A 25,621-nucleotide genomic window follows, 5' to 3' on the forward strand; every position below is an offset into this window, starting at 1 on the left:
TTCCCGGTATGTCACCGCTGCGAAGAAAAAGCTTTCGAGATGCTCATGAACAAAACTGATGAACTGCGTACGGCACGCATCGGCAGCCTGATCACGCCTGCCGCGTTAGCCGCCGAACACCCCCTTTCCGCCGATGTAGCGGATAACGTCACGCGCGCACGCCAGCGCATCGCCCGCATTCTCACCGGCGAAGACCCACGCCTGCTGGTGATTATCGGCCCCTGCTCCCTGCATGACCCGCGTGCGGCGCTCGACTACGCCCAGCGGCTGAACGCGCTGCGCGAGCGCTACGCCGACCGCCTGGAAATCGTGATGCGCACCTATTTCGAAAAACCGCGCACCGTGGTGGGCTGGAAAGGCCTGATCTCCGATCCCGCTCTGGACGGCAGCTTTAACGTCAACCGCGGTATTGGCCTGGCGCGCCAGATCCTGCTCGATATCAATCGCCTGGGGTTGCCTACCGCGACGGAATTTCTCGATATGGTCACCGGCCAGTTTATTGCCGATCTAATTAGCTGGGGCGCGATTGGCGCGCGTACCACCGAGAGCCAAATCCACCGCGAGATGGCCTCCGCGCTCTCCTGCCCGGTAGGCTTCAAGAACGGCACCGACGGCAACGTGCGCATCGCGGTGGACGCGATTCGCGCTTCACGCGCCAGCCATATGTTTTTGTCGCCCGATAAAGATGGCCAGATGACGATTTACCAGACCAGCGGCAATCCGCACGGCCATGTGATCCTGCGCGGCGGCAAAGCGCCTAACTATCACGCCGACGACGTGGCCGCCGCGGCCGCCAGCCTGCGCGAGTTTAGCCTGCCGGAACAGCTGGTGATCGATTTCAGCCACGGCAATTGCCTGAAGCAGCATCGTCGTCAGAAAGAGGTGGCGGCCGAGGTGGCGCAGCAGATCCGCGCCGGCTCGCGTGCGGTCGCGGGGGTAATGATCGAAAGCTTTATTGAAGAGGGCAATCAGAAGGTGGTCGCGGGCGAGCCGCTAGTTTACGGCCAGTCGATTACCGATCCCTGCCTCGGCTGGCAGGACAGCGAAGCGGTGCTGTCGCTGCTGGCCGAGGCGGTGAACAGCCGCTTTTGAGCCGTTAGCTGGAGCAGCTGACCTCCAGCGATTTTCCCCAGTCCGGCGGCCGCTGACGATACTCAGCGGCCGTTTCGTCGCTAAAGGGCTGCTGCAGCGCCTGATGCAGCCGCGCCAGCGCCCCGCTCTCGCCTTGTTCCGCCTCGTCGATCGCCTGCTGCGCCAGATAGTTGCGCAGCACCAGCGCCGGATTAGCAGCCTTCATCAGCTGCTGTCGCGTCTCATCGTCCACTTCTTCCTGCTGCAAACGCGCGCGATAGCGCTGATACCAGCGATCAAAGGCGTCGCGATCCATAAATTCGTCGCGCAGCGGCGAGCGCGCCTCCTGCTGCTGCGTGTCGCTCAGCAGACGGAACGTCAGGGTGTAGTCGCTACGCTCCTGAGTCATCAGCGACAGCAGTTCCACCAGCAAGTCATTGTCGCCGCCGTCGGCCTGGCTAAAGCCCAGCTTCGCCCGCATACGTTCGCCCCAGACGCGCATCAGCTCCGGCTCATAGCGGCTCAGCGCCTGCTTGAGCTGATCGACGCTCAGCAGGCCGGAAAGCGCATGCGCCAGCCGGTTAAGGTTCCACAGGCCGATCATCGGCTGATTTTCGAAGCTGTAGCGCCCCTGATAATCGCTGTGGTTGCAGATAAAGCCGGGTTGGTAATCGTCCAGGAAACCGTACGGGCCGTAGTCGATGGTGAGCCCCAGCAGCGACATGTTATCGGTGTTCATCACGCCGTGCGCAAAGCCTACGCTCTGCCACTGGGCGATCAGGCGCGCGGTGCGCTCGACGACGTCGGTAAACCATAAAAGGTATTTATCCGCTTCGTCGACCAGATGCGGCCAGTGGTGGCGCAGCGCATAGTCCGCCAGCTGTTCGACTTTTTCCTGCTGCTGGCTGTAGAAGAAGTGTTCGAAATGGCCGAAGCGCAGATGGCTTTCCGCAATGCGCATCAGGGTCGCGCCGCGCTCGGGCGATTCGCGATAGACCGGCTCGTCGCTGATGGCGATAGCGAGCGCGCGCGTGGTGGGAATGCCCAGATGGTGCAGCGCTTCCGAGGCGAGAAATTCGCGTACCGTGGAGCGAATCACCGCGCGCCCGTCGCCCATGCGCGAATAAGGGGTCAATCCTGCGCCCTTCAGGTGCCAGTCGACCTTGCCGCCCGCGTCGAGGCGCTGCTCGCCCAGCAGAATGCCGCGCCCGTCGCCAAGCTGACCGGCCCAGACGCCAAACTGATGGCCGCTGTAAACCTGCGCCAGCGGCTGCATGCCCGGCAGCAGCGCGGCGCCGTGCCAGACGCCATGGCCTTCGCCGGCGAAAAGCGCCGCATCGACGCCCAGCGTCTGCGCCAGCGGCGCATTGTGGTAAAACAGGCGTCCGCCCTTGAGCGGCGTCGGTGCCTGAGGGGTATAAAAACCCGGCAGCTCGCGCTGCCAGCTGTTATCAAACAACATAGACTCTCCCGAGCGGCAGCCCGGCGAAACCAGAGCCGCCGTCGCTGTGAATAACCGGATATCGGGCCGTCCCGCCGCAGACGCGGCCGCGCGAGACAACGCAAGTATAGTGGTGGGGAATCAAATACAACAGGCGGGCCTAGTCAGGGGCGCGGCATTCTCTGGCAATCAGCCGCGACAGCGACTCCGCCTTCACCGGCGGGAAAAGCGCGCCCTGCAGCACGGCGTGCGGCAGCGTAGCGGTTTTATCGAGCAGCGCGCTGTCGTCGATGCCGCAAATAATCATCAGCTGCGTATGGCTGCGAAAGTTATCGGCGATGCTCTGAATAAAGGGCTGGAATGAGGCGCGTTTCGCCAGCGACTGAATAAATTGTTTATCCAGTTTGATGCAGTCGAACAGATTATCGTAGACCGCGCGGGTCGACGATTTACCCGCCCCGAAATGAGATAATGATAAACGGAACTGCTGTTTTAGCGCAGAAATAAGAGGGTCATTAATTCCGTTTAAAAGCTGCGGAAACGTTTCGCTGAGGTCGAGTAATAAAAAAGGAAGCTGTTTAATTTTACGTATCAGCAATTCACTCGCCAGCAGCGTGCGCGCCAGATTTTCATCAATACGCATTAATGCCAGCACATGATTTTTATCAAAGAAGTCGCGGTATTGTTCCAGCAAACCGATCTGTCGCTGCAGCAGGCGCAGCCTCTGCGTCTCATCAAGCTGCGGCAACAGCAAGTCCTGCGGCAAGGTGACAGGCGCAGTATCATGGACGAACTGGCTAACCAACTCGACAGCCGCCAGCTGCCCGTTAATTGTGCAGGCAGGATAAAACCAAATTTCCGACTGATAGTCGGCAGATAAATGAACTTTCATTTTTACAGCCAGATAAAGTGGCGACTGGCGCATCGTATATCATCGAAATCGGGCAGGCAATAGTACCAAACGCGGGAAGAGATGGACATCTTTGCCGTTAAATTTCGCTTTGCCCGCTGCGCCAGATCCCTAAGCCAAATAACGGTAGCGTATAATACCCTTTACCAGAAAATTAACTCTCCGCCCTATTGATATAATTATTTCCCGGCAGCGTAAAGTGCCATTTTAAATAAGAGTTATAAAACCTCCCATTTGTTGCTGCTATTTCCGTTGCTATTCCGACGCGCGCCGCTCGGGGCGATTATTAATTTGCCTTAAATACGCCGCGCCTGCCAGAAGGCTTTGCGCCAGTAGACGTTGTCGAGCGAAGAGCGGATCACGCCCTGGCTGGTAGAGGCGTGAATAAAGGCGTTGTCGCTGTCGTAGATGCCGACGTGCAGGCCGTTTTCGCCGCGGCCGGTTTTAAAAAAGACCAGATCGCCCGGCTGCAGCTCATCCTTGCTGATGCGCGTGCCGATATCGCTCTGCGCCCGCGTGCTGCGCGGCAGCTGCAGATCGAACCTGTCGCGCATGGTGAGATAGACAAACCCCGAACAGTCGACGCCGCCGCGGCTCATGCCGCCGTAGCGATAAGGGGTGCCGCGCCACTGCCCCAACTGCTCGTTGAGCTGCGCCACCACCATAATGGAATCCGACAGCCGGCCGTTGACCGGCGGCGCGCGGTGGCCGCTGCATCCCGCCAGTATCAGCACCAGTAAAATCACGCCCATCCGCATTCGCGCGCATCTCCTTTAATCGCAACGGCCTCACTCTAGCGTCAGGCGTGCAGCCTGGCAAGACGCGACGTTCAGGGTTGGATGGTCAGCAGCGGCTGGCCGTCCAGCTCCAGCTGGCGGAACGGAATCGCGTAGAGGTCGCTGAGGCGCTCGGGCGTGAGGATCGATGCGGCCGCGCCCTGTGCCACCACGCGACCCTGCGCCATCAGCCAGACGCTGTCGGCATGGCGCAGCGTATGGTTAAGATCGTGGCTGCTGGCGATGACGCAGACGCCAGCGCGCCGCAGCCCGACGATCAGGTTATGCACGGCGTTTTGCTGGGCGACATCGAGTCCGGTCATCGGTTCGTCCAGCAGCAGCACTCGGCCCTGCGGATTGAGGGCGGGATCGATCTGGGCGAACGCCGCCGCCAGCCTGACGCGCTGCCACTCGCCGCCCGACAGCTGCGTCAGCGGCCGCGCCAGCTTGTCCTGCAGCCGCAGCGTCTCCAGCAGTCCGCTCAGCGCCCCGTCCGCCCGCGCGTCGCTCAGGTGCAGACGCAGATAGTGATAGACCGGCATAAAGCCGGGCGCTATCTGCTGCGGCAGCCAGGCGCGCACCCGCGCCAGCGCCGCTCCGCGCCATTCGCGCAGCGGGCGCTGCAGCAGTTGAATTTCCCCTTCGCCCGGGAGCATTCCCGCCATCAGCGCCAGCAGGCTGCTTTTGCCCGCGCCGTTAGGCCCCACCAGGTGCAGCAGCGTACCGGCGCCCACTTCGGCGGAAAAAGGCGCCAGCCGTCCAGGAACGGCGGCGTCCTTAAGGCTCAGAACCATTTACTGCGCCAGCGCCTGCTGAATGCTCTGCTGGATAACGGCGTCGTCCGGCGTCATATCCGGCGAGAAACGCTGAACCACATTGCCCTCGCGGTCAATCAGGAACTTTTCAAAATTCCACAGGATATCGCCAGGCGCTTTGGGCGCGCGGCCTTTGCTTGCCATGCGCTCGTAGAAGCCGCTGCCTTCCGGACGCACCGCCTCCGGCTGCGCCGCCACTAGCTGCGTGTAGAGCGGGTGGCGCGCCGGGCCGTTGACGTCGCCTTTGGCCAGCATGGGAAAGGTGACGCCGTAGGTGGTGCTGCAGAAGGTTTTGATCTCGTTGTTGCTGCCCGGCTCCTGCTCGAGGAACTGATTGCAGGGAAAACCGAGCACGCTAAAGCCCTGTGCCTGATACTGCTGCTGCAGCGCCTCCAGCTGCTCGTACTGCGGCGTAAGGCCGCATTTCGACGCCACGTTAACCACCAGCAGCACCTTGCCCTGCCACTGCTCCAGCGTGGTTTTTTCGCCGTCGATGGTGGTTACTTCTGTTTGATAAAGGCTCATGAAAGTCTCCTGTAGAGGATGCAGAAAGCCAGCCGAAGCTAGCGCGAAGATTTGACTAACAGCGCGATAAACAGCGGCGCGCCGAGCGTGGCGGTCACCACGCCGATCGGCAGCTCCGCCGAGGTCAGCGCCAGGCGCGCGATAATGTCCGCGGCAAGCAGCACGCCCGCGCCCGCCAGCGCCGAGGTCGGCAGCAGATAGCGATGGTCGCTGATGCCGCTGAGCCGCAGCAGATGCGGGATCACCAGGCCGACAAAACCAATCGCGCCCGCCATGGCGACGCTGACGCCCACCAGCCAGCCCATCGCCAGCACCAGCGCATTACGCCAGAAAAAAAGCGACAGGCCCAGCTGCTGCGCCGAGGTTTCGCCGAGCGCTAGTAGATTGAGCACCCGCGCGGTGGCGATCAGCCCAGCGGTAACCGGCAGCAGCGCCAGCATCATCCAGCCGTAGCGCCAGTCAATGCCGCTGAAGCCGCCCATCATCCAGTACATCAGCTGGCGCAGATCGAGGCTGGTGCTGAAGTAGACCGCCCAGGTCATAATGGCGCTGCAGATAATGCCGAGCGCCACGCCGGTCAGCAGCAGCCGCGTGACGGAGAGCTGCCGGTGCGCGAAATGCAGCAGGATCAGCGTGATGAGCAACGCGCCTGCCATCGCCGCCAGGCTCAGGCTCCAGAGCGACCCGCTGCCGAACAGCACACCCAGCACCAGGCCGATGCCGGCGCCGTTAGAGACGCCGAGCAGGCCTGGCTCCGCGAGCGGGTTGGTAAACAGCGCCTGCATCACCACGCCGCACACCGCCAGCGCCGCGCCGACCAGCACGACCGCCAGGGTGCGCGGCAGGCGCAGCTGCCAGACGAACAGCCGGCCACTGTCGCTCAGCCACTGCGCTGGCGCGATCCAGCTATCGCCCGCGCACAGGCTGAGCACCATTAACGCCAGCAGAAGAAGGCACAGCGCCGTGAGCGCGCGACGGCTGCGGCGATCCGCCTGATAAGCAAGCTGATCCAGCAGGGACATAGTTGGGGATTCGTTGAGAAAACAGAGATTTGATTGTAGAGAGATTGGCGGAAAAAGAAAGGCTGGCATCGGCGGCGCCGTCGGGCGCCGCCTTGAGGGTTAGCCGTGCTCCGGGCGCGGCGGCAGCGGCTCGCCGTGCGGCTGACGCTCGCTGTGCGACGGATTATCGCGTTTCGCTACCGGCCTGCCGCCTTCGGGGCGCTGCGCCTGCCAGCCGTTGCCGTTCCAGTAGCCGTGCGGCCCTTTCAGCCCGACGTTGCGGCCGTGGTGCGTCTGCCACCATTTCGCCGAGCGCCAGTCGTAGCCGTCCCAGTAGTAGCCGCGATGGTCGCGATCGCCGATATGGACGCTGACGCGCGGCGGATTGTCATGGTGCGGCGCATTGGCGCTCGCCAGCAGCGGCATCCCCAGCAGGAGGCTTAAAAACAGTGCATTTTTTTTCATCAGGGCGATCTCTTGTTGTCTCTCGCCGCAGTTATAGCAAAAGCGCCTCACCCGTTACTATCGGCGCAGGCGGATTTTCAGCTTATTTCCCGTATGCTTACAGAATGCTGACAGTATGAAGAGATGCGGCAGAAAGAGGAGAACGCGCACGGCGCGGAAATGAAAAAGGCCGCGTAAGCGGCCTTTTTAGAACACTGAAATCGGTCAGTCGTTATCTTTCGGGGAAGCGTTTTCGACGCGGCTTTTCAGCTTCTGACCCGGGCGGAACGTTACCACGCGGCGCGCAGTAATTGGAATATCTTCCCCCGTTTTTGGATTCCTGCCTGGACGCTGATTTTTATCGCGCAGGTCGAAATTACCAAACCCAGACAGTTTTACCTGTTCACCATTCTCCAGAGCGCGGCGAACCTCTTCAAAAAACAGCTCCACCAGCTCTTTTGCGTCGCGTTTGCTCAGCCCAAGCTTCTCAAACAGGTACTCTGACATTTCAGCTTTTGTAAGCGCCATAGGTTCAATCCCTCAAGGTTGCCTGGAATCGCTCTTTTAATGCCGCAACGCATTTGCCAACGGTCGCGGCAATCTCCTCTTCTTCGAGTGTCCGGCTGGTATCCTGCAAAATCAGGCTGATGGCGAGGCTCTTGAAACCCTCTTCAACACCCTTACCGCGGTACACGTCAAACAAGTTTACGCCAACTACCTGATTTACGCCAACTTTCTTACACTCGGCGATGATATCTGCTGCGGGGACGTTTTCAGCCACAACCACAGCGATATCGCGACGGTTCGCCGGGAAGCGTGAAATCTCGCGCGCTTCAGGCAGGACGCGGTCTGCGACCTTATTCCAAAGCAGTTCAAAGACTAAGGTGCGGCCGTTGAGATCCAGCTTACGTTCCAGCTCAGGATGAACCACCCCGATAAATCCGATTCGTTCTTCATGCAAATAAATCGCCGCGCTCTGCCCCGGATGCAGCGCCGGATTCGCTTCCGCGCGGAAGCGAATGTCGTCCAGCTTGCCGGTTAAATCGAGCAGCGATTCTAAATCGCCTTTCAAATCATAGAAGTCAACCGCCTGACGCGCCAGATCCCAGTGCTCTTCATTACGATTGCCGCTCAGCACGCCCGCCAGCATAAGATCCTGACGAATGCCTAAATTCGCCTGGGTATCAGGCACAAAGCGCAAACCGCTCTCAAACAGGCGCACGCGGCCCTGCTGGCGGTTCTGGTTGTAGACCACGGCGCTCAGAAGGCCGGTCCACAGCGACAGGCGCATCGCCGACATATCGCTGGAGATAGGGCTTGGCAGGATCAGCGCCTCTTCGCCCGGATGCAGCAGTTGCTGGATTTTCGGGTCGACGAAGCTGTAGGTGATCGCTTCCTGATAGCCTTTATCCACCAGCAGATTTTTCACGCGCTTCAGCGAGAGATCCGCCTCGCGATGCTGGGTCATCACCAGCCCCGCCTGCACCGGTACATCCGGAATGTTGTTATAGCCGTAGATGCGGGCGACTTCTTCAATCAGATCTTCTTCAATCGCCATGTCGAAGCGCCAGCTTGGCGCGACCGCTTTCCACTCGCCCTGGCCTGGCGTCACCTCGCAGCCGAGACGCGTCAGGATGTCGGTCACCTGCTCGTCGGCGACGGCGTGGCCAATCAGGCGGTCCAGCTTCTCGCGGCGCAGCGTGATGGTGGCGCGCGGCGGCAGCGCCGCGTCGTGCGTCTGGTCGATAACCGGGCCGGCCTGGCCGCCGCAGATATCCAGCAGCAGCTGGGTCGCGCGCTCGATAGCCTTGTGCTGCAGCGCCGGATCGACGCCGCGCTCGTAGCGGTGCGAGGCGTCGGTGTGCAGGCCGTGACGGCGCGCGCGACCGGTAATCGCCAGCGGATCGAAATAGGCGCACTCGAACAAAATGTTCTGCGTCTCTTCGTTGACGCCGGAATGCTCGCCGCCGAAGATGCCGCCCATCGCCAGCGCTTTATGGTGATCGGCGATCACCAGCGTGTCGCTGTTGAGCTTCGCTTCGCTGCCGTCGAGCAGCGTCAGGGTTTCGCCCTCTTCCGCCATGCGCACCACGATGCCGCCGTCAATGCGGTCAAGGTCGAAGGCGTGCATCGGCTGGCCCAGCTCAAGCAGCACGTAGTTGGTGATATCCACCACCGGATCGATAGAGCGAATGCCGCAGCGGCGCAGCTTTTCACGCATCCAGAGCGGGGTGGCGGCTTTAACGTTGATGCCTTTCACCACGCGGCCGAGGTAGCGCGGGCAGGCGTCGGTGGCGTCGATGCGGATCGGGAAGGTATCGGAGATAGCGGCGGCCACCGGCTCGATTGACGGCGCGGTGAGCGGCAGACCGTTCAGCACCGCCACGTCGCGCGCAATGCCGATCATGCCGAGGCAGTCGGCGCGGTTCGGCGTAACGCTGATCTCAATGGTGTTGTCGTCGAGCTTCAGATAGTCGCGAATATCCGTACCGATGGGCGCATCGCCCGGCAGTTCGATAATGCCGTTGTGATCGTCGGAAATGCCCAGCTCGGAGAAAGAGCAAAGCATGCCTTCAGACGGCTCGCCGCGCAGCTTCGCCGCTTTAATTTTAAAATCGCCCGGCAGTACGGCGCCCACGGTAGCGACCGCTACCTTCAGGCCCTGACGGCAGTTCGGCGCGCCGCAGACGATATCCAGCAGGCGATCGCCGCCGACGTTGACCTTAGTGACGCGCAGCTTGTCGGCGTTCGGGTGCTGGCCGCACTCGACGACTTCGCCGACCACTACGCCGTGAAACGCGCCGGCAACCGGCTCCACGCCGTCCACTTCCAGACCGGCCATGGTGATCTGTTCAGAAAGGGCAGCGCTGTCCAGAGCCGGGTTTACCCATTCACGTAACCAGAGTTCACTGAATTTCATTGGATAACCTGCCCTTATTTAAATTGTTTGAGGAAACGTAAGTCATTTTCGAAGAAGGCGCGCAAGTCGGTGACGCCGTAGCGCAGCATGGTAAGACGCTCCATGCCCATGCCGAAGGCGAAGCCGGAGTAGATTTCCGGATCGATGCCAACGTTGCGTAATACGTTCGGATGCACCATGCCGCAGCCCAGCACTTCCAGCCATTTGCCGTTTTTGCCCATGACGTCCACTTCTGCCGAAGGTTCGGTGAACGGGAAATAGGAAGGACGGAAACGGATCTGCAAATCTTCCTCAAAGAAGTTGCGCAGGAAGTCGTGCAGCGTGCCTTTCAGGTTGGTGAAGCTGATGTTCTTGTCGACGATCAGCCCTTCCATCTGATGGAACATCGGGGTATGCGTCTGGTCGTAGTCGTTGCGATAGACGCGGCCCGGCGCGATGATGCGAATCGGCGGCTGCTGGTTTTTCATGGTGCGGATCTGCACGCCGGAGGTCTGGGTGCGCAGCAGGCGCGTGGCGTCGAACCAGAAGGTGTCGTGATCGGCGCGCGCCGGGTGGTGGCCCGGGATATTCAGCGCGTCGAAGTTGTGGTAGTCATCCTCGATTTCCGGGCCGGTCACCACCGCGAAACCCAGCTCGCCGAAGAAGGTTTCGATGCGATCGATGGTGCGCGTGACCGGATGCAGACCGCCGTTTTCCGTGCGGCGTCCCGGCAGCGAGACGTCGATGGTCTCGGCGGCCAGACGGGCATTGAGCGCGGCGGATTCCAGCGTCTCTTTGCGCGCGTTCAGGCGCTCCTGCACCTGCTGCTTGGCGTCGTTGATCACCGCGCCCGCAGCCGGACGCTCTTCCGGCGGCAGCTCGCGCAGCGTGGTCATCAGCTGCGTCAGGTGGCCTTTTTTACCGGTATATTCGACGCGCACCGCGTCAAGGGTGGCGATATCCGTCGCCTCGTCGATAGCGGCTGTGGCGCGGGCCACCAGTTCTGCGAGTTGGGACATGGTTTCCTCTTCTTCCAGGCGGGCTGGTCATTTCTCGTTGGGACGTTGCCGTCATGCTTCGCCAGAAACACGAAAGCCTCCACGAGGGAGGCTTTCGGCGCGATTTTTCGTTTCTTTTCTATGCGCAAAAGCCCCTGAGTGTCAGGTGCTAAAGTAAAAAAAGAAACGGAAAATAGCAGCATTCATGCTTGCGTTACCTTGCTGTGACTCTGAGGGCACTATTGAAAAGCCCTGCGGTGAAAATGTCAATCTTTTGCTTGAGTTACAGGCAATAAAAAAGGGAGCAAGCTCCCTTTTTCATCTGACTTACGCCAGAGCTGATTTTGCTTTTTCGACCAGTGCGGTGAACGCCACTTTGTCGAATACAGCGATGTCAGCCAGGATCTTACGGTCAATTTCAATGGACGCTTTTTTCAGGCCATTGATGAAACGGCTGTAAGAAATGCCGTTCTGACGCGCTGCAGCGTTGATACGCGCAATCCACAGTTGACGGAACTGACGCTTACGTTGACGACGGTCACGGTAAGCATACTGACCAGCTTTGATAACAGCCTGGAAGGCAACGCGGTATACACGTGAACGTGCACCATAGTAGCCTTTAGCTTGTTTTAAGATTTTCTTGTGACGTGCGCGAGCAATTACACCACGTTTAACGCGAGCCATGTGAGCTCTCCTGTATCAATATTCTGTGATGCCTTTATCCCCTGCCGGCCAGCGGCCGTTATGCAGAGTCGTCGAGGCAGATTTATAAAAAAGTTAACTTATGCGTACGGCAGGCAGGCAACAACCAGACCCAGATCGCCTTTAGACACCATGCCTTTCGGGCGCAGGTGACGTTTACGCTTAGTTGATTTTTTAGTCAGAATATGACGCAGGTTTGCGTGCTTACGCTTGAAGCCGCCAGAAGCGGTCTTCTTGAAGCGCTTAGCGGCGCCACGTACAGTTTTAATCTTTGGCATTTTAAAAATATCCACTTCGCATTGTTAATAAAACGAAACAGACAGGCGAACAAAGAGCCGCACAGCGCGAACGCTGCGCGGTCGTTGCTACTTGAAAGCCTACTGTTTCTTCTTGGGAGCGAGCACCATAATCATCTGGCGGCCTTCGATCTTCGATGGGAAGGATTCGACCACTGCCAGTTCAGTCAGATCTTCTTTGACGCGGTTAAGCACTTCAATGCCGATCTGTTGGTGCGCCATCTCACGACCACGGAAACGCAGCGTGATTTTGGCTTTATCGCCTTCTTCCAGAAAACGAATCAGGCTGCGGAGTTTTACCTGATAGTCGCCTTCATCTGTGCCAGGACGGAATTTGATTTCCTTAACCTGGATAACTTTTTGCTTCTTCTTCTGTTCCTTAGAAGATTTGCTTTTTTCATAAAGGAACTTGCCGTAATCCATAATACGGCACACCGGCGGTTCGGCGTTGGGGCTGATTTCTACTAAATCAACACCCGCTTCTTCAGCTTTTTCAATAGCTTCGCGAAGGCTGACAATACCAATCTGTTCGCCATCCACGCCAGTTAAGCGTACTTCAGTGGCACGGATTTCACCGTTGATTCGATTCGGACGCGTCGGTTGTACTCGTTTTCCGCCTTTAATAACCTTATTCCTCTAATTGGTGAAGATTGCGGCTGCGAATCTCTTGTTGCAGCTTCTCAACAAACACATCGATGTCCATCGTCCCGAGGTCTTTACCGCGGCGGGTGCGAACGGCTACTTTGCCTGCTTCCACCTCTTTGTCACCGCAAACCAGCATGTAAGGGACGCGACGTAATGTGTGCTCGCGGATTTTAAAGCCTATCTTCTCGTTTCTCAAGTCTGCTTTCACACGAATGCCAGCATTCTGCAATTTGCGTGTCAACATGTCGACATATTCCGCCTGCGCATCGGTGATATTCATCACCACCGCCTGCATCGGCGCCAGCCACGTCGGGAAGAACCCAGCGAACTCTTCGGTCAGGATGCCGATAAAGCGCTCCATCGAGCCAAGAATCGCGCGATGAATCATTACCGGGGTCTGACGGTCGTTGTTTTCGCCCACATAGGTGGCGTCCAGACGTTTTGGCAGGGAGAAGTCTAGCTGAACTGTGCCGCACTGCCAGGCGCGATCGAGACAGTCATATAACGTAAATTCAATTTTCGGGCCGTAGAATGCACCTTCTCCGGGCTGGAATTCAAACGGAATTTCGTTTTCATTCAGCGCGGCGGCTAAATCTTCTTCAGCACGATCCCACATTTCATCGGTGCCGATGCGCTTCTCAGGACGCGTGGAGAGCTTCACCACGATCTTTTCAAAGCCGAAGGTGCTGTACATGTCATAGACCATGCGAATACAGCTGTTCACTTCGTCGCGCACCTGATCTTCGGTACAGAAGACGTGGGCGTCATCCTGTGTAAAGCCGCGTACGCGCATCAGGCCATGCAGCGCGCCTGACGGCTCGTTGCGGTGACAGCTACCGAACTCCGCCATGCGCAGCGGCAGATCGCGGTAGGACTTCAGGCCCTGATTGAAGATCTGCACGTGACCCGGACAGTTCATCGGCTTGATGCAGTATTCGCGGTTTTCTGAAGAGGTGGTGAACATCGCCTCTTTGTAGTTTTCCCAGTGCCCGGTTTTTTCCCACAGCACGCGGTCCATCATAAAGGGACCTTTTACTTCCTGGTACTGGTACTCTTTCAGCTTGCTGCGCACGAACACTTCCAGCTCGCGGAAGATGGTCCAGCCGTCATTATGCCAGAAAACCATGCCCGGCGCCTCTTCCTGCATATGGTAGAGGTCAAGCTGCTTGCCGATCTTGCGGTGGTCGCGCTTCGCCGCTTCTTCCAGACGCTGCAGGTAGGCGTTGAGCTGCTTCTTGTCCGCCCACGCAGTGCCGTAGATACGCTGCAGCATTTTATTGTTGCTGTCGCCGCGCCAGTAGGCGCCCGCGATTTTCTGTAGCTTGAAGTGGTGGCAGAAACGCATATTCGGCACGTGCGGACCGCGGCACATGTCGACATATTCTTCGTGATGATAGAGGCCAGGACGATCGTCATGGCTGATGTTCTCATCCAGAATCGCGATTTTATAGCTCTCGCCGCGCTCGGCGAACACCTCGCGCGCCTGCTGCCAGCTTACGACTTTTTTCACCACGTCGTAGTTGGTTTCGGCCAGCTGGTGCATGCGTTTTTCCAGCGCGTCGATATCTTCCTGCGTCAGGGTATGATCGAGATCGACATCGTAATAGAAGCCGTTGTCGATAACCGGACCGATCGCCATTTTCGTATTGGGCCACAGCTGCTTAATCGCGTGTCCCAGCAGATGCGCGCAGGAGTGGCGAATAATTTCCAGACCCGCTTCATCTTTAGCGGTAATGATGGCGACGGAGGCATCTTCGGTGATGGGATCGACCGCATCCACCAGCTGCCCATTAACGCGTCCGGCAATACAGGCTTTCGCCAGGCCAGGACCGATGTCCAGCGCAATATCCATCACGCTTACCGCGCGGTCATAACTGCGCTGGCTGCCATCAGGAAGAGTAATTACAGGCATTTAATATCCTTAATTGCAGTGGTAAGCCACACGAAAGCTTACATACAACATTGAGTAGAATTGATTGCCCGGCGCGATGTCAGACCCACATTGTCGGAATGACGCCGGGAATGGTAGTGCGCCGCTGATGATAACAGCTTTGAGCGATGAGCAAAACCCGCCCTCTCGCCGCTAAGTCGAGGAACAGACGAAAAAAAACCGCAGACGGGCTGCGGTCAGGAAGCGATGACGCCGTGAATTACATCGCGTAGGTCAGCATGATGCTGGTTTTGGTGTCGGTGCGATCGGGCGCGGACTCGGGCGGGTTGTTGTTCCAGGTCACGTTGTACGCCAGCTTCAGCGCAAAATGATCGTTGATGCCGACCTGCAGACCCGTTTCCGAGTTGACGGTAGTGTCTTCGCCAAAGCTGCTCAGCACAGATACGCCCTGAATGAACTTGGTGTTGTCGGTCAGCTGCCACTGATAGCTCAGCGCGCCGTAGCCCAGCGCTTTGGTTTCGCTGCCGCCGTCGTGGAAGTCGTCATAGCGCACGCCCGGACCAAATTCCGCACGCAGCGAATGAATCGGCCCGCTCAGGATCTGACGACCGTAACCGGCGGTCAGCACATCGCGCGAGTCATAGCCGTTAAAACGGTCGCTCAGCCAGCTCGCCTGACCAAACAGGTAGTCGAAGCTGTTGAGGTTGTAGCGCGAACGGCCGCCGATGCTGTAGGTTTCAGAAGAGCGCTCGTCGTTGGACGAGGTGTTCGCCGCGTTGCCCCACAGGCTGTAAGCCATAGAGCTCTGATACCACGTCATATTGGTTTGCGCAGTCAGCGAGGAGCTGGTGGTGTTGCCGGTCTGCGCCAGATAGCCTGCGGAGGCGCTGCCGTCGAACGGCTTTTTCGCCGTTGAAGGATCGTCCATCGCGGTGAAAACGGTGTTGTCCGCCAATGCCTGGTGGCAAAATGCGCCGGCGGAAAGCAAAAGAACGGCTGAGAGCTTGTGAAGCACTTTCATTTATTGTGACCCGTACGACAGTTTAAAAAACAGTGAGTGTGAAGAGTTTTCCCGGCCAATCAATGCAATTTACGGTAAGTATTGTAAATAAATATTAACCTGCCTGAAACAGGCTTTATACACGCTATCCCGCTTGATTATTGGGAGTTTTCTCATTAACGGCGCGTATTATAGAGGGCGGCCAGCTGAAAAACAGCTGAGTTGCTACAAGATTTTTCTGACCGCCTCGTCAGGGGCTTTACTCTGGTTTACTTTTATTCCTGCCGTAATTAACCGCTTTATCCTGTTCATTATTCGCGCATTTTTTCGTCATGGTCTACGCTGAGCACAGTCATGCCGCACAGAGGTGAAACATGAGCGACGATCTTAAGCGTTACATTGTCACATTTCACTATCAGGAATCGGGCCTCAGCGATATTCAGGCGCTCAACAGCGCGATGATCGCCGCCGGCTTCAGCACCACGCTCAACGATGACCAGGGCCACCCGCATGAGCTGGGCACGAATAGCTTCGGCCTGGTCAGCGCCCTGCCGCAGGAGGAGCTGCAGCGCCAGGCCACTGCCGCAGGCGAAAGCGTGCTGCATCAGAAACCCGACGTCGCCGTAACAACGCTGGAGGCGTTTTTACGCGATGCGACGCCGTAGCCGCGCTCGCCATCCGTTCCGGTAAGCTGTGCGCAAGCGCGGGTTTTCAGCGATATTCACGCGATATAATCGTTTTTATGTCGCAGACCACTCTGACTGACACCGCAGCCTGACAGGTTAAAAGAGGATCGCCCAATGTGGAACGCTATTAGTCGTCTGTTAAGCGAACAGTTTGGCCATGCCGAAATTACCGAACGCCACGAGCTTCCCGGCGGCGACGTTCATCCCGCCTGGCGCTTGCGCTATGGCGAGCATGAGGTCTTTATGAAGTGCAACAGCCGCGAGATGCTCACCCTTTTCACCTGGGAAGCCGATCAGCTGGCGCTGCTGGCGCGCACCCAAAGCGTGCGCGTGCCGGCGGTCTACGGCGTCGGGCACCATCGCGATCAGAGCTTTTTGCTGCTGGAGTATATCGCGCCGCAGCCGCTGGACGCGGAAAACGCTTTTCAGCTGGGCCAGCAGCTGGCGCGCCTGCATCAGTGGAGCGAACAGGCGCAGTTCGGCCTCGACTTCGACAACAACATTACCACCACGCCCCAGCCCAACAGCTGGCTGCGCCGCTGGTCGGTTTTCTTTGCGGAGCAGCGCATCGGCTGGCAGCTGCAGCTGGCGGAAGAGAAAGGCATCGCCTACGGCAATACGGAAGAGATCGTTAACTGCGTGCAGCGCGCGCTGGCCACGCACCAGCCGCAGCCTTCCCTGCTGCATGGCGATCTCTGGCCGGCCAACTGCGCCGGCAGCGCCAGCGGTCCCTGGCTGTTCGATCCCGCCTGCTACTGGGGCGACCGCGAATGCGACCTGGCGATGCTCGGCTGGTTTCCCGATCTGCCGCGACAGATCTATGAGGGCTATCAGTCGGTCTGGCCGCTGCCGGACGGCTTCTCGCAGCGGCAGCCGGTCTACCAGCTCTACTACCTGCTTAACCGCGCCAACGTCTTCGGCGGCAGCTGGTTGAGCGAGGCGCGCTTCGCCGTCGCGCGCCTGCTGGAAGAGGACGCGCTGGCGCAGCGTCAGGCCAGACCGGCCTGACGCGTTAAAGAAAGCCGAGCAGCGACAGCACGAAGTAACCGGCGACGGCGATCACCACCGGCAGGATATAGAGCGGAAAGATTTGCAGGAAAATCGTGTGGTGCGGCACGCGGATTTTCTCTTCCAGCTGCTGGCGCGTGCGGGCGTCGCTGCCGCGCGCCTGCTCAAGAATCAGCTGATCCTCAATGCCCTCTTTAATATGGCGCGCCTGACGCGCCATGCGCGAACCGGACGCTTCCAGCGCCAGACCGACGAAAATCAGAATATAGATAATCCAGAAGCCGATATTCATCTGACCGTGAAACTCCGGCACCGGCGAGTTACGCCAGAAGAAGCCGAGGAACGGCGTATTGAAGCGGATCATATCGACGATGACATGGACAAAATCGAGCATCACGGCGTCGATGCCCGGTTGTTTTTCGCTGTGCCTGAACATAAAGCCCAGCACTGAAATCACGGTCGACAGCAGCGCGAGCAAAAAGATCGCCCAGCCAGCCACTCGCTTAAGGATGGCAATGCGGCCAGCCTGTTGATAAGTCATGGTATCTCCTGTACCTGAATCCCGTTTGCAGCCAGTCTACCTGCCTGTGGTTTTTATTTCCCGTAAAAAGCGCCGCCCGCGCCACTTTCGCGGCGCGCGCCAGCCCATGATAAGGTAGCGCAAATTCTACAAGGAGCCAGCCAATGAGTTATACCCGCCCCGTTTATGCCGCCCTGTTTGATATGGATGGCCTGATTATCGACTCCGAACCGCTGTGGGATCAGGCAGAACTGGATATCTTCGCCACGCTCAACGTCGATCTGTCGCGCCGCAGCGAGCTGCCGGACACGCTCGGTCTGCGCATCGATCAGGTGGTGCGCATGTGGTATGAAACCCTGCCCTGGTCAGGCCCGGATCAGCAGACGGTCACGGCGCGCATTATCGCGCGCGCGCTGGCGTTGATTGAGGAGCAGCGGCCGCTGCTGCCTGGAGTGAAACAGGCGCTCCAGCTCTGTCGCCAGCGCGGGCTGAAAACCGGTCTGGTCTCCGCCTCGCCGCTGATGATGCTGGAGCGCGTGCTGGCGCTGTTTGACCTGCGCGATGATTTCGACGTGCTGGTCTCCGCCGAGGCGCTGCCCTACAGCAAACCGCATCCGCAGGTCTATCTCGACGCCGCCGCGCGGCTGGACGTCGATCCGCTCAACTGCGTGACGCTGGAGGATTCGGTTAACGGCATGATCGCCACTAAAGCGGCGCGCATGCGTTCCGTAGTGGTGCCGCCCGCCGCGCTGCGCGCGGATCCGCGCTGGTCGCTGGCCAACGTAAAGCTGGACGATCTGACCCAGCTAACCGCAGCGCATCTGCTGGGCGATTCCGCACGCTAAACCCTGTGCGACGACGCGAACGCGCCGCCTGTTCGAACCCGCCCGCCGCCGGCGGGTTTTTCTTTGCGGCATGATCCTCCTCTCAAATAAATAAAACAGCGTTTCATTTTTATTGAATTGATCTCTCACTCCTCCTAAGATGCCCTCAGACGCCCTGCGGGGCCTATGCACCTGTTTCGCCAGAGGGGACCAGAATGGACGTTCGTCAAAGCATTCACAGCGAGCATGCCCGTCAGCTCGACACCGCCGCGCTGCGCCGCGAATTTCTGATTGAAAAGATCTTTGAAGCCGACCGCTATACGCTCACCTACAGCCATATCGACCGCATTATTATCGGCGGCGTGATGCCGGTCGCCGACGGCGTGACCTTCGGCAACGAGATGGGCAAACAGCTGGGCGTCAGCTACTTCCTGGAGCGCCGCGAGCTGGGCGTTATCAATATCGGCGGGCCAGGCACCATCGAGGTAGACGGCAAGGTCTGGGAGATCGGAACGGAAGAGGCGCTTTACGTCGGCAAAGGCGCCCAGACGCTGAGCTTCCGCAGCAGCGACGCCTCACGTCCGGCGAAGTTCTATTTCAACAGCGCGCCCGCGCACAGCCGCTTTCCCGATAAAAAAGTCGGCAAAGAGGACGCGGTTCGCACCACGCTGGGCGATGCGGCGACCTCAAACCGCCGCACCATCAATAAATATCTGGTGCCGGACGTGCTGCCGACCTGTCAGCTCACCATGGGCCTGACCCGCCTGGACGAAGGCAACCTGTGGAACACCATGCCGTGCCACACCCACGAACGTCGCATGGAGGTCTACTTCTACTTTGATATGAACCCGGACAGCGCGGTGTTTCATATGATGGGCCAGCCGCAGGAGACGCGTCATCTGCTGGTGCATAACGAACAGGCGGTTATCTCGCCCAGCTGGTCGATTCATGCCGGCGTCGGCACCGAACGCTACACCTTTATCTGGGGCATGGTCGGCGAGAATCAGGTATTCGACGACATGGATCATGTCAACATCCGCGATCTGCGCTAACAAAGGAGGCGCTCTCATGATACTCAACGCATTTAATCTGGAAGGGAAAATCGCGCTGGTCACCGGCTGCAACACCGGGCTCGGCCAGGGGATGGCGCTGGGGCTGGCGCAGGCCGGCTGCGATATCGTCGGCGTCAACCGCGAGGATCCCACAGAAACGCAGCAGCGCGTCGAAGCGCTAGGCCGTCGCTTCTGGTCGCTGCAGGCGGATCTTATCCGCACCGAACAGGTGCCGGGCGTGGTGGAGAAAGCCGTGGCCGCCGCAGGCAAAATCGACATTCTGGTCAACAACGCCGGGATTATCCGCCGTGAAGACGCGCTGAACTTCAGCGAACAGGACTGGGATGACGTCATGAACATCAACAGTAAGAGCGTCTTCTTTCTGTCGCAGCAGGTGGCGCGCCAGTTTATCGCACAGGGCCAGGGCGGCAAAATTATCAACATCGCCTCGATGCTCTCTTTCCAGGGCGGCATTCGCGTTCCCTCCTACACGGCGTCAAAAAGCGCGGTGATGGGCCTGACGCGACTGATGGCGAACGAGTGGGCGAAACACGGCATCAACGTTAACGCCATTGCGCCGGGCTATATGGCGACCAACAATACCGAACAGCTGCGCAGCGACGAAAGCCGCAGCGCCGAGATCCTCGGACGCATCCCCGCCGCGCGCTGGGGCGTGCCGGAAGATATGATGGGGCCGGTGGTTTTCCTCGCCTCTTCAGCCTCTGACTATGTCAACGGCTACACGCTGGCGGTCGACGGCGGCTGGCTGGCGCGCTAGCGTCTCGCAGGTCATAAGTCGCGGCCTGATAGCCTGCGTTCTCTGTCTGCGGCTGACAAACACGACGAAACGGCGGCGCAATGTCGCCGTTTCGCTAAAAAAATTCACGCTTCGTTACAGCGTCACAACTTCTCATTTACTGGATAAATCCCTATACTGGATGCATCGACAGTTTGCAGCCAGGTTTTATCATGACGGGCGAAGGCCACGTAATTTTCGCTATTGCCACCGCTATTTTCGCTAAGCGCGCGGAGCTGACGCCCGTGCTGGCGCAGGCCGACTGGTGGCATCTTATCCCTGCCACGCTGCTTACCTGCCTGCTACCCGATATTGACCACCCCAAATCTTTGCTCGGCCAGAGGCTAAAGTGGCTCTCCTATCCAATAGCACGCGCGTTTGGTCACCGGGGCTTTACCCACAGCCTGCTGGCCGTTGCGGCCAGCCTGTGGCTGTTTCAGATAAACGTACCCGATGACTGGCTGCTGCCCGCTGACGTACTACAGGGAATGACGCTGGGTTATCTCAGCCATATCGTTGCCGATATGCTGACGCCCGCCGGCGTGCCGCTGCTGTGGCCGTGCCGCTGGCGCTTTCGTCTGCCGATCCTGAGAAGCCAGAAAGGCAACCAGCTTGAGCGCACGCTCTGCCTGATACTGGTCGGCTGTTCGCTGTGGTTTCCGGCAGGCGCGCCCTCATTTGGTGCGCAGGGCTGGACCTCTCAGCTGTTCGATACGCTACAAAATGGCGTCTCTCGCCTGATTTCCACCCAAAAAGCGCATTAAAGCAGCAGAAAACGCTGTCTGGTTATAAGGCATTCCATTTGGATATAAGTCGGTGCCCGAGTGAGCTGGTAACATACCGCCACTTAATTCGTGCGTCACAATATCTGGCGTTCCGGCGCTAATAGCTGTCGCCGGACGTGTCTTTCGGGAGCCAATATGGATCTACCTCTGATTCTCAATCTCGCAGCCTTCGTCGCGCTGCTGCTGCTGCTGTCGCGCCTCGGTCGTGATAGCTGGAGCCTGTCGAAAAAAGTGCTGGTCGGTCTGGTGATCGGCGTGCTGTTCGGCCTGGCGCTGCAAACCATTTACGGTGCGCAGAGCGACGTGCTGAAAACCTCTATTAGCTGGTTCAATATCGTGGGCAACGGCTACGTGCAGCTGCTGCAGATGATCGTGATGCCGCTGGTGTTCGCCTCGATCCTCAGCGCCGTCGCGCGCCTGCATAACGCCTCGTCGCTGGGCAAAATCAGCCTGCTCACTATTGGCGTGCTGCTGTTTACCACCGCGATCTCCGCGCTGGTCGGCGTGCTGGTCACCGGCCTGTTCCACCTCAGCGCCGAGGGGCTGGTGCAGGGAGCGCAGGAGAGCGCGCGTCTTGCCGCGATCCAGAGCAACTACGCGGGCAAAGTGGCGGACCTCACCGTACCGCAGCTGCTGCTCTCTTTCGTGCCGAAAAATCCGTTTGCCGATCTGACCGGCGCCAGCCCGACCTCGATCATCAGCGTAGTGATCTTCGCCGCCTTCCTCGGCGTGGCCGCGCTGCAGCTGCTGAAGGATGACGAAGCCAAAGGCCAGCGCGTGCTGGTGGCGATCGATACCCTGCAGTCCTGGGTGATGAAGCTGGTGCGTTTGATCATGAAGCTGACCCCCTACGGCGTGCTGGCGCTGATGACCAAAGTGGTCGCCGGCTCCAATCTGCAGGACATTATCAAGCTGGGCGGTTTCGTCGTCGCCTCCTACCTGGGTCTGGCGATTATGTTCGGCGTGCACGCGCTGCTGCTGTCGGTTAACGGCATCAACCCGCTGCGCTTCTTCCGCAAGGTCTGGCCGGTGATCACTTTCGCCTTCACCAGCCGCTCCAGCGCCGCAAGCATTCCGCTTAACGTGGAAACTCAGACGCGTCGCCTGGGCGTACCGGAATCGATCGCCAGCTTCTCCGCCTCTTTCGGTGCGACAATTGGTCAGAACGGCTGCGCAGGCCTCTACCCAACCATGCTGGCAGTGATGGTTGCGCCGACCGTCGGCATTAACCCGTTCGATCCGGTCTGGATCGCCACGCTGGTGGGTATCGTTATGCTGAGCTCGGCAGGCGTGGCGGGCGTAGGCGGCGGCGCGACCTTCGCCGCGCTGATCGTGCTGCCGGCGATGGGTCTGCCGGTGACGCTGGTCGCCCTGCTGATCTCTATCGAACCGCTGATCGATATGGGCCGTACCGCGCTCAACGTCAACGGCTCGATGACCGCTGGCTCCCTCACCAGCCGCTGGCTCGGCATGACCGACAAATCGGTGCTGGAGAGTGACGAGCACGCAGAGCTGGCGCACCGCTAAGCGCGCGTTGTATGACAATAAACCGGGCCATCGCGCCCGGTTTTTTTATGTCCGCACTTCACAATCCGCCCCCTTTATGGCGACGCCGTTAAGAAAGCGTTAAACGTGGTAAAGAGAGGAAAAAGTCGCGCCTCTGCGCTTGTTTTCACAGCGTAAAAAGAGAATGCTTCAGGCAGTTATCGCAGGAGAAAACCCATGAAAAAAGTTATCGCCTCGCTGCTGGCGTTAACGCTGTTGTCGCCAGCGCTTGTCTCTGCTCACCCCGGCGGCTGGGGTCCCGGCCCGGGTCCACACTGGGGCGGCCACGGCCGCGGCTGGGGCGGTCCAGGCCCGCTGCGCTTTTTGCCGGAGGCGGCGACCGCGGTGCTGATCGGTGGCCTGACCTACTACATGCTCAACGGCGCTTACTATCAGCGTCAGGGCGAAAATTATGTGGTGGTGCAGCCGCCAGCCGAGCCGGACGGCGCGCTGCGCGTGCTCGACTTTAACGGCCGTCGTTTTTACGTGCAGGAGGGCCACTACTATCAGCGCGATATCAGCGGCAACTATATCGAGGTGCCGCGTCCCGCAGGACTCTGAGCAGCCATAACGAAAAACGGCCCGTCAATGACGGGCCGTTTGCTTTCTGTTCTGTCGCTTCGCGGCTTACTGAGCAGCCTGCGGATCGGTATCGTACTCTTTACAGCTCTGGAAACCGTAGTTCATAACGCGACCGGTGTCGCTGTAGCTCACGAAGTAGGTCTGCGGTTTGCCGTCACGCTCGCCCAGCACATAAGTCTGACAGGTGCCGCGTGCGTGAACCATAGTGATTTCAGTAGAAGCCGGGCCCGCAATCTGGCGAACCTGATCGCGCGTCATGCCTTTTTTCACATCCTTAACCACGGGCTTGCTCACGTAGCTCTCAGCACGATCGTAAGCCGTACAACCAGACAGTGCGACCAGCGTCAGCGCCGCAGCGATACATCCCATTGCTTTATTCATCGAGTTGTTCCTCATTGTATTGTCCATGTAAGCTTAAGCCTGGAACAGAAATGCAGATTAATCAACTTTATGGCGCATTTTTAAGTTCAGTCTGAACTGTCAGGCTAGCGTAAAAAAGCTGTTCTTAATGGGATCGCCCCGTATAATCCGGCGCGAGAATAAGCACTCTCAAAACTACTTTTTGGAGGCAGGATGAACCCACAGCGTGAGGCGCGCGACGCGCGGCATCGCACGCGCCAGGATGAGATCATCGCGGCAGCGCGGCGCTGTTTTCGTCAGTCAGGCTTCCACGGTGCCAGCATGGCGCAGCTTGCCAGCGCCGCCCGCCTCAGCGTCGGGCAGATCTATCGCTACTTTCCCAGTAAAGACGCGCTGATCGAAGAGATGGTGAAACGCATCGTCGACGGCCGCGTGGCGGCGATGAGCGCGCAGAGCGACGCCAGCCATATCGCCGATATGATCGCCCGCCGCGAAACCCTGCACGACGAGGATGAGATGCTGATGCTGGAGGTTGCTGCCGAGGCGAGCCGCAATCCGCGCGTCAGCGATATCCTGCAGGCCGCCGAGACGCGTCTGTTTCACAACGCCTGTGAAAAAATGCGCGCGGACTATCCGCACCTTACCGAGCCGCAGCGCGCCGCCTGCGTCGAAGTGCTGGCGGTGCTGATAGAAGGCACCGCTTTTCGCCGCCTGACGACGCAGAAAGCGTCAGCGGATCTGCTTCATACCCTCTACAAACAGATGATCCACAACTTAGTTAACCCCTCAGAGGACAAATGACACCTGCACGCAATAACCGACTGGTCTATGCCGTCACGCTGGGCCTGCTGGCGGCGCTCGGCCCGCTCTGCATCGATCTCTACCTGCCTGCGCTGCCTGAACTGGCGCGCGATCTGCAAACCTCGACCGCCACGGCGCAGCTCAGCCTTACCGCCGGCCTGCTCGGCCTTGGCGCCGGGCAGCTGCTGTTCGGGCCGATGAGCGATAAGTTCGGTCGGCTGCGTCCGCTGACGCTTTCGCTGGCGCTGCTGTTTATCGCCTCGATCGGCTGCGCGCTGGCGCAGGATATCCACCAGCTGCTGCTGGCGCGCCTGTTCGAAGGGCTGGCGGGCGCGGGCGGCGCGGTGCTGTCGCGGGCGGTGGCGCGCGATATGTACAGCGGCCATGAGCTGACGCGCTTCTTCGCGCTGCTGATGCTGGTGAACGGGCTGGCGCCGATCGGCGCGCCGGTGCTGGGCGGCGTGCTGATGACGCTGCTTAACTGGCGCGGCATCTTCGTGGTGCTGGGCGCGACGGCGCTGCTGCTGATCCTGCTGGCGCGCTGGAAGCTGCACGAAACCCTGCCGCCCGAGCGCCGCAGCCAGGGCTCGGTCTTCTCCGCCTGGGCAGCGCTGGGCCAGGTAGTGGTTCATCGTCCCTTTATGGGCTTCTGCCTGACGCAGGCCTTTATGATGTCGGGCATGTTCGCCTATATCGGCGCCTCGCCCTTCGTGCTGCAGCAGATTTACGGCCTGTCGCCGCAGGCGTTCAGCTTCTGCTTCGCCGCGAACGGCATCGGGCTGGTGATCGCCTCGCAGACCAGCGCGCGCCTCTGCCCGCTCTGGGGCGAATATCGCGTGCTGAAGGGCGGCCTGACGATGGCCTTTGCTGCCTCCAGCCTGCTGCTGCTGGCGGGCCTCCTCGCCGCACCGCTGCCGCTGGTGCTGGTGGCGCTCTTTTTCACCATCGCGAGCAACGGGGTGATCGCCACCACCGCCTCGTCGCTGGCGATGCAGAGCCAGGGCCATCGCGCCGGCAGCGCATCGGCGGTCATCGGCGTCTGCATGTTCTCATTCGGCGCGATCTCGGTGCCCATCACCGGGCTGGGCGGCACTTCGCTCGTCAGCATGACCGGCACCATCTTCGGCTGCTTTATGCTGGCGATCCTGATGTTTATTTTCCTGGCGCAGAAACCGGCGCCGCGCGAATAAACTGCCTGATCTGGCAACAGTTAACCGGAAACAACTGGCGCTTTGGCTTGTTGTTTTC

Annotated in this window: 29 protein-coding genes; 11 read left to right on the forward strand and 18 right to left on the reverse strand. The window is 59.4% G+C overall.

Features of this window, described 5'->3' with window-relative positions:
- Nucleotides 1–45: 45 nt before the first annotated feature.
- Nucleotides 46–1,092 (forward strand): 3-deoxy-7-phosphoheptulonate synthase, encoded by a 1,047-nt coding sequence (locus PVE98_RS10980; RefSeq protein ID WP_096073892.1) that lies wholly within the window; start codon nucleotides 46–48, stop codon nucleotides 1,090–1,092.
- 4 nt (nucleotides 1,093–1,096) lie between these two features.
- On the opposite strand, the gene PVE98_RS10985 is transcribed toward PVE98_RS10980, so the two are convergent.
- From PVE98_RS10985 to PVE98_RS11060, 16 genes are all read right to left on the reverse strand, one after another.
- Nucleotides 1,097–2,533, reverse strand: a complete 1,437-nt coding sequence (locus PVE98_RS10985) for a protein adenylyltransferase SelO family protein (RefSeq protein ID WP_313619271.1) — start codon at nucleotides 2,531–2,533, stop codon at nucleotides 1,097–1,099.
- Nucleotides 2,534–2,672: 139 nt separating this feature from the next.
- Nucleotides 2,673–3,404, reverse strand: a complete 732-nt coding sequence (locus PVE98_RS10990) for an EAL domain-containing protein (protein WP_033748025.1) — start codon at nucleotides 3,402–3,404, stop codon at nucleotides 2,673–2,675.
- A 314-nt stretch (nucleotides 3,405–3,718) separates the two neighbouring features.
- Nucleotides 3,719–4,180 carry a C40 family peptidase gene (locus tag PVE98_RS10995; protein WP_033747504.1) on the reverse strand — a complete coding sequence of 154 codons (462 nt, stop codon included), beginning with the start codon at nucleotides 4,178–4,180 and terminating at the stop codon, nucleotides 3,719–3,721.
- A 71-nt stretch (nucleotides 4,181–4,251) separates the two neighbouring features.
- Nucleotides 4,252–4,992, reverse strand: a complete 741-nt coding sequence (gene btuD, locus PVE98_RS11000) for a vitamin B12 ABC transporter ATP-binding protein BtuD (RefSeq protein WP_033747507.1) — start codon at nucleotides 4,990–4,992, stop codon at nucleotides 4,252–4,254.
- On the reverse strand, nucleotides 4,993–5,538 hold the full coding sequence (locus PVE98_RS11005) for a glutathione peroxidase (protein WP_096073058.1): 546 nt from the start codon (nucleotides 5,536–5,538) through the stop codon (nucleotides 4,993–4,995).
- Between the two features lie 38 nt (nucleotides 5,539–5,576).
- Complete coding sequence (gene btuC, locus PVE98_RS11010; RefSeq protein ID WP_096073057.1) at nucleotides 5,577–6,560, reverse strand: vitamin B12 ABC transporter permease BtuC; 984 nt, start codon at nucleotides 6,558–6,560, stop codon at nucleotides 5,577–5,579.
- Between the two features lie 99 nt (nucleotides 6,561–6,659).
- On the reverse strand, nucleotides 6,660–7,004 hold the full coding sequence (locus tag PVE98_RS11015) for a DUF2502 domain-containing protein (protein WP_096073056.1): 345 nt from the start codon (nucleotides 7,002–7,004) through the stop codon (nucleotides 6,660–6,662).
- Nucleotides 7,005–7,208: 204 nt separating this feature from the next.
- The gene (gene ihfA, locus PVE98_RS11020) at nucleotides 7,209–7,511 is read right to left on the reverse strand and encodes an integration host factor subunit alpha (RefSeq protein WP_033747517.1); all 303 of its coding nucleotides are present in this window, start codon (nucleotides 7,509–7,511) and stop codon (nucleotides 7,209–7,211) included.
- Between the two features lie 4 nt (nucleotides 7,512–7,515).
- The gene (gene pheT / locus PVE98_RS11025; protein WP_096073055.1) at nucleotides 7,516–9,903 is read right to left on the reverse strand and encodes a phenylalanine--tRNA ligase subunit beta; all 2,388 of its coding nucleotides are present in this window, start codon (nucleotides 9,901–9,903) and stop codon (nucleotides 7,516–7,518) included.
- A gap of 14 nt (nucleotides 9,904–9,917) precedes the next feature.
- Nucleotides 9,918–10,901 (reverse strand): phenylalanine--tRNA ligase subunit alpha, encoded by a 984-nt coding sequence (pheS, locus tag PVE98_RS11030; RefSeq protein WP_033747521.1) that lies wholly within the window; start codon nucleotides 10,899–10,901, stop codon nucleotides 9,918–9,920.
- A 141-nt stretch (nucleotides 10,902–11,042) separates the two neighbouring features.
- Nucleotides 11,043–11,087, reverse strand: a complete 45-nt coding sequence (gene pheM / locus PVE98_RS11035) for a pheST operon leader peptide PheM (RefSeq protein ID WP_001386830.1) — start codon at nucleotides 11,085–11,087, stop codon at nucleotides 11,043–11,045.
- A gap of 120 nt (nucleotides 11,088–11,207) precedes the next feature.
- Nucleotides 11,208–11,564 carry a 50S ribosomal protein L20 gene (gene rplT, locus PVE98_RS11040; protein WP_010616241.1) on the reverse strand — a complete coding sequence of 119 codons (357 nt, stop codon included), beginning with the start codon at nucleotides 11,562–11,564 and terminating at the stop codon, nucleotides 11,208–11,210.
- 98 nt (nucleotides 11,565–11,662) lie between these two features.
- Nucleotides 11,663–11,860 (reverse strand): 50S ribosomal protein L35, encoded by a 198-nt coding sequence (rpmI, locus tag PVE98_RS11045; RefSeq protein WP_006118955.1) that lies wholly within the window; start codon nucleotides 11,858–11,860, stop codon nucleotides 11,663–11,665.
- A 99-nt stretch (nucleotides 11,861–11,959) separates the two neighbouring features.
- Nucleotides 11,960–12,502: a translation initiation factor IF-3 gene (infC, locus tag PVE98_RS11050; protein ID WP_033747527.1), complete on the reverse strand. Its 543-nt coding sequence runs from the start codon at nucleotides 12,500–12,502 to the stop codon at nucleotides 11,960–11,962.
- A gap of 4 nt (nucleotides 12,503–12,506) precedes the next feature.
- Nucleotides 12,507–14,435 (reverse strand): threonine--tRNA ligase, encoded by a 1,929-nt coding sequence (gene thrS / locus PVE98_RS11055; protein ID WP_096073054.1) that lies wholly within the window; start codon nucleotides 14,433–14,435, stop codon nucleotides 12,507–12,509.
- 238 nt (nucleotides 14,436–14,673) lie between these two features.
- Nucleotides 14,674–15,435 (reverse strand): YdiY family protein, encoded by a 762-nt coding sequence (locus PVE98_RS11060; RefSeq protein WP_033747531.1) that lies wholly within the window; start codon nucleotides 15,433–15,435, stop codon nucleotides 14,674–14,676.
- A 353-nt stretch (nucleotides 15,436–15,788) separates the two neighbouring features.
- Between PVE98_RS11060 and ghoS the strand changes: the two genes are divergently transcribed.
- Together ghoS and PVE98_RS11070 are read left to right on the forward strand one after the other, a co-directional pair.
- On the forward strand, nucleotides 15,789–16,079 hold the full coding sequence (gene ghoS / locus PVE98_RS11065) for a type V toxin-antitoxin system endoribonuclease antitoxin GhoS (protein ID WP_096073053.1): 291 nt from the start codon (nucleotides 15,789–15,791) through the stop codon (nucleotides 16,077–16,079).
- A 135-nt stretch (nucleotides 16,080–16,214) separates the two neighbouring features.
- Complete coding sequence (locus PVE98_RS11070; protein ID WP_033747536.1) at nucleotides 16,215–17,108, forward strand: fructosamine kinase family protein; 894 nt, start codon at nucleotides 16,215–16,217, stop codon at nucleotides 17,106–17,108.
- A gap of 4 nt (nucleotides 17,109–17,112) precedes the next feature.
- On the opposite strand, the gene PVE98_RS11075 is transcribed toward PVE98_RS11070, so the two are convergent.
- Entirely contained in the window at nucleotides 17,113–17,649 is a 537-nt protein-coding gene (locus PVE98_RS11075) for a YniB family protein (protein WP_033747537.1), read from the reverse strand.
- Nucleotides 17,650–17,792: 143 nt separating this feature from the next.
- Between PVE98_RS11075 and hxpB the strand changes: the two genes are divergently transcribed.
- The 6 genes from hxpB to PVE98_RS11105 all read left to right on the forward strand — a co-directional run bounded on the left by hxpB (nucleotide 17,793) and on the right by PVE98_RS11105 (nucleotide 23,191).
- Entirely contained in the window at nucleotides 17,793–18,473 is a 681-nt protein-coding gene (gene hxpB / locus PVE98_RS11080; protein WP_096073052.1) for a hexitol phosphatase HxpB, read from the forward strand.
- A gap of 194 nt (nucleotides 18,474–18,667) precedes the next feature.
- Nucleotides 18,668–19,504 carry a 5-dehydro-4-deoxy-D-glucuronate isomerase gene (gene kduI / locus PVE98_RS11085; RefSeq protein WP_096073051.1) on the forward strand — a complete coding sequence of 279 codons (837 nt, stop codon included), beginning with the start codon at nucleotides 18,668–18,670 and terminating at the stop codon, nucleotides 19,502–19,504.
- Between the two features lie 16 nt (nucleotides 19,505–19,520).
- Complete coding sequence (kduD, locus tag PVE98_RS11090) at nucleotides 19,521–20,282, forward strand: 2-dehydro-3-deoxy-D-gluconate 5-dehydrogenase KduD (RefSeq protein ID WP_033747547.1); 762 nt, start codon at nucleotides 19,521–19,523, stop codon at nucleotides 20,280–20,282.
- A gap of 191 nt (nucleotides 20,283–20,473) precedes the next feature.
- Nucleotides 20,474–21,064 (forward strand): metal-dependent hydrolase, encoded by a 591-nt coding sequence (locus tag PVE98_RS11095; RefSeq protein WP_033747549.1) that lies wholly within the window; start codon nucleotides 20,474–20,476, stop codon nucleotides 21,062–21,064.
- Between the two features lie 156 nt (nucleotides 21,065–21,220).
- Nucleotides 21,221–22,612: an L-cystine transporter gene (locus PVE98_RS11100; RefSeq protein ID WP_333620651.1), complete on the forward strand. Its 1,392-nt coding sequence runs from the start codon at nucleotides 21,221–21,223 to the stop codon at nucleotides 22,610–22,612.
- A gap of 195 nt (nucleotides 22,613–22,807) precedes the next feature.
- Nucleotides 22,808–23,191, forward strand: a complete 384-nt coding sequence (locus tag PVE98_RS11105; RefSeq protein WP_096073049.1) for a DUF6515 family protein — start codon at nucleotides 22,808–22,810, stop codon at nucleotides 23,189–23,191.
- 66 nt (nucleotides 23,192–23,257) lie between these two features.
- Here PVE98_RS11105 and osmE read toward each other — a convergent pair whose 3' ends face one another.
- Nucleotides 23,258–23,593 carry an osmotically-inducible lipoprotein OsmE gene (osmE, locus tag PVE98_RS11110; protein ID WP_033747557.1) on the reverse strand — a complete coding sequence of 112 codons (336 nt, stop codon included), beginning with the start codon at nucleotides 23,591–23,593 and terminating at the stop codon, nucleotides 23,258–23,260.
- Nucleotides 23,594–23,785: 192 nt separating this feature from the next.
- Here osmE and PVE98_RS11115 point away from each other — a divergent pair, with 192 nt between their 5' ends.
- Nucleotides 23,786–24,373 (forward strand): TetR/AcrR family transcriptional regulator, encoded by a 588-nt coding sequence (locus tag PVE98_RS11115; protein WP_033747560.1) that lies wholly within the window; start codon nucleotides 23,786–23,788, stop codon nucleotides 24,371–24,373.
- Nucleotides 24,370–25,563 (forward strand): multidrug effflux MFS transporter, encoded by a 1,194-nt coding sequence (locus PVE98_RS11120; protein ID WP_096073048.1) that lies wholly within the window; start codon nucleotides 24,370–24,372, stop codon nucleotides 25,561–25,563. Before PVE98_RS11115 ends, PVE98_RS11120 begins: the two co-directional genes overlap by 4 nt.
- Nucleotides 25,564–25,621: the final 58 nt, after the last annotated feature.

This window comes from Pantoea sp. GABEPS69, assembly GCF_045780835.1.
GTDB lineage: Bacteria > Pseudomonadota > Gammaproteobacteria > Enterobacterales > Enterobacteriaceae > Pantoea > Pantoea septica.

What these genes read in the sequence shown, in the direction of transcription:
- PVE98_RS10980 (WP_096073892.1), top strand. Translation starts at nt 46, where the DNA reads ATGAACAAAACTGATGAACTGCGTACGGCACGCATCGGCAGCCTGATC.
- PVE98_RS10985 (WP_313619271.1), bottom strand. Translation starts at nt 2,533, where the DNA reads ATGTTGTTTGATAACAGCTGGCAGCGCGAGCTGCCGGGTTTTTATACC.
- PVE98_RS10990 (WP_033748025.1), bottom strand. Translation starts at nt 3,404, where the DNA reads ATGAAAGTTCATTTATCTGCCGACTATCAGTCGGAAATTTGGTTTTAT.
- PVE98_RS10995 (WP_033747504.1), bottom strand. Translation starts at nt 4,180, where the DNA reads ATGCGGATGGGCGTGATTTTACTGGTGCTGATACTGGCGGGATGCAGC.
- btuD (WP_033747507.1), bottom strand. Translation starts at nt 4,992, where the DNA reads ATGGTTCTGAGCCTTAAGGACGCCGCCGTTCCTGGACGGCTGGCGCCT.
- PVE98_RS11005 (WP_096073058.1), bottom strand. Translation starts at nt 5,538, where the DNA reads ATGAGCCTTTATCAAACAGAAGTAACCACCATCGACGGCGAAAAAACC.
- btuC (WP_096073057.1), bottom strand. Translation starts at nt 6,560, where the DNA reads ATGTCCCTGCTGGATCAGCTTGCTTATCAGGCGGATCGCCGCAGCCGT.
- PVE98_RS11015 (WP_096073056.1), bottom strand. Translation starts at nt 7,004, where the DNA reads ATGAAAAAAAATGCACTGTTTTTAAGCCTCCTGCTGGGGATGCCGCTG.
- ihfA (WP_033747517.1), bottom strand. Translation starts at nt 7,511, where the DNA reads ATGGCGCTTACAAAAGCTGAAATGTCAGAGTACCTGTTTGAGAAGCTT.
- pheT (WP_096073055.1), bottom strand. Translation starts at nt 9,903, where the DNA reads ATGAAATTCAGTGAACTCTGGTTACGTGAATGGGTAAACCCGGCTCTG.
- pheS (WP_033747521.1), bottom strand. Translation starts at nt 10,901, where the DNA reads ATGTCCCAACTCGCAGAACTGGTGGCCCGCGCCACAGCCGCTATCGAC.
- rplT (WP_010616241.1), bottom strand. Translation starts at nt 11,564, where the DNA reads ATGGCTCGCGTTAAACGTGGTGTAATTGCTCGCGCACGTCACAAGAAA.
- rpmI (WP_006118955.1), bottom strand. Translation starts at nt 11,860, where the DNA reads ATGCCAAAGATTAAAACTGTACGTGGCGCCGCTAAGCGCTTCAAGAAG.
- thrS (WP_096073054.1), bottom strand. Translation starts at nt 14,435, where the DNA reads ATGCCTGTAATTACTCTTCCTGATGGCAGCCAGCGCAGTTATGACCGC.
- PVE98_RS11060 (WP_033747531.1), bottom strand. Translation starts at nt 15,435, where the DNA reads ATGAAAGTGCTTCACAAGCTCTCAGCCGTTCTTTTGCTTTCCGCCGGC.
- ghoS (WP_096073053.1), top strand. Translation starts at nt 15,789, where the DNA reads ATGAGCGACGATCTTAAGCGTTACATTGTCACATTTCACTATCAGGAA.
- PVE98_RS11070 (WP_033747536.1), top strand. Translation starts at nt 16,215, where the DNA reads ATGTGGAACGCTATTAGTCGTCTGTTAAGCGAACAGTTTGGCCATGCC.
- PVE98_RS11075 (WP_033747537.1), bottom strand. Translation starts at nt 17,649, where the DNA reads ATGACTTATCAACAGGCTGGCCGCATTGCCATCCTTAAGCGAGTGGCT.
- hxpB (WP_096073052.1), top strand. Translation starts at nt 17,793, where the DNA reads ATGAGTTATACCCGCCCCGTTTATGCCGCCCTGTTTGATATGGATGGC.
- kduI (WP_096073051.1), top strand. Translation starts at nt 18,668, where the DNA reads ATGGACGTTCGTCAAAGCATTCACAGCGAGCATGCCCGTCAGCTCGAC.
- kduD (WP_033747547.1), top strand. Translation starts at nt 19,521, where the DNA reads ATGATACTCAACGCATTTAATCTGGAAGGGAAAATCGCGCTGGTCACC.
- PVE98_RS11095 (WP_033747549.1), top strand. Translation starts at nt 20,474, where the DNA reads ATGACGGGCGAAGGCCACGTAATTTTCGCTATTGCCACCGCTATTTTC.
- PVE98_RS11100 (WP_333620651.1), top strand. Translation starts at nt 21,221, where the DNA reads ATGGATCTACCTCTGATTCTCAATCTCGCAGCCTTCGTCGCGCTGCTG.
- PVE98_RS11105 (WP_096073049.1), top strand. Translation starts at nt 22,808, where the DNA reads ATGAAAAAAGTTATCGCCTCGCTGCTGGCGTTAACGCTGTTGTCGCCA.
- osmE (WP_033747557.1), bottom strand. Translation starts at nt 23,593, where the DNA reads ATGAATAAAGCAATGGGATGTATCGCTGCGGCGCTGACGCTGGTCGCA.
- PVE98_RS11115 (WP_033747560.1), top strand. Translation starts at nt 23,786, where the DNA reads ATGAACCCACAGCGTGAGGCGCGCGACGCGCGGCATCGCACGCGCCAG.
- PVE98_RS11120 (WP_096073048.1), top strand. Translation starts at nt 24,370, where the DNA reads ATGACACCTGCACGCAATAACCGACTGGTCTATGCCGTCACGCTGGGC.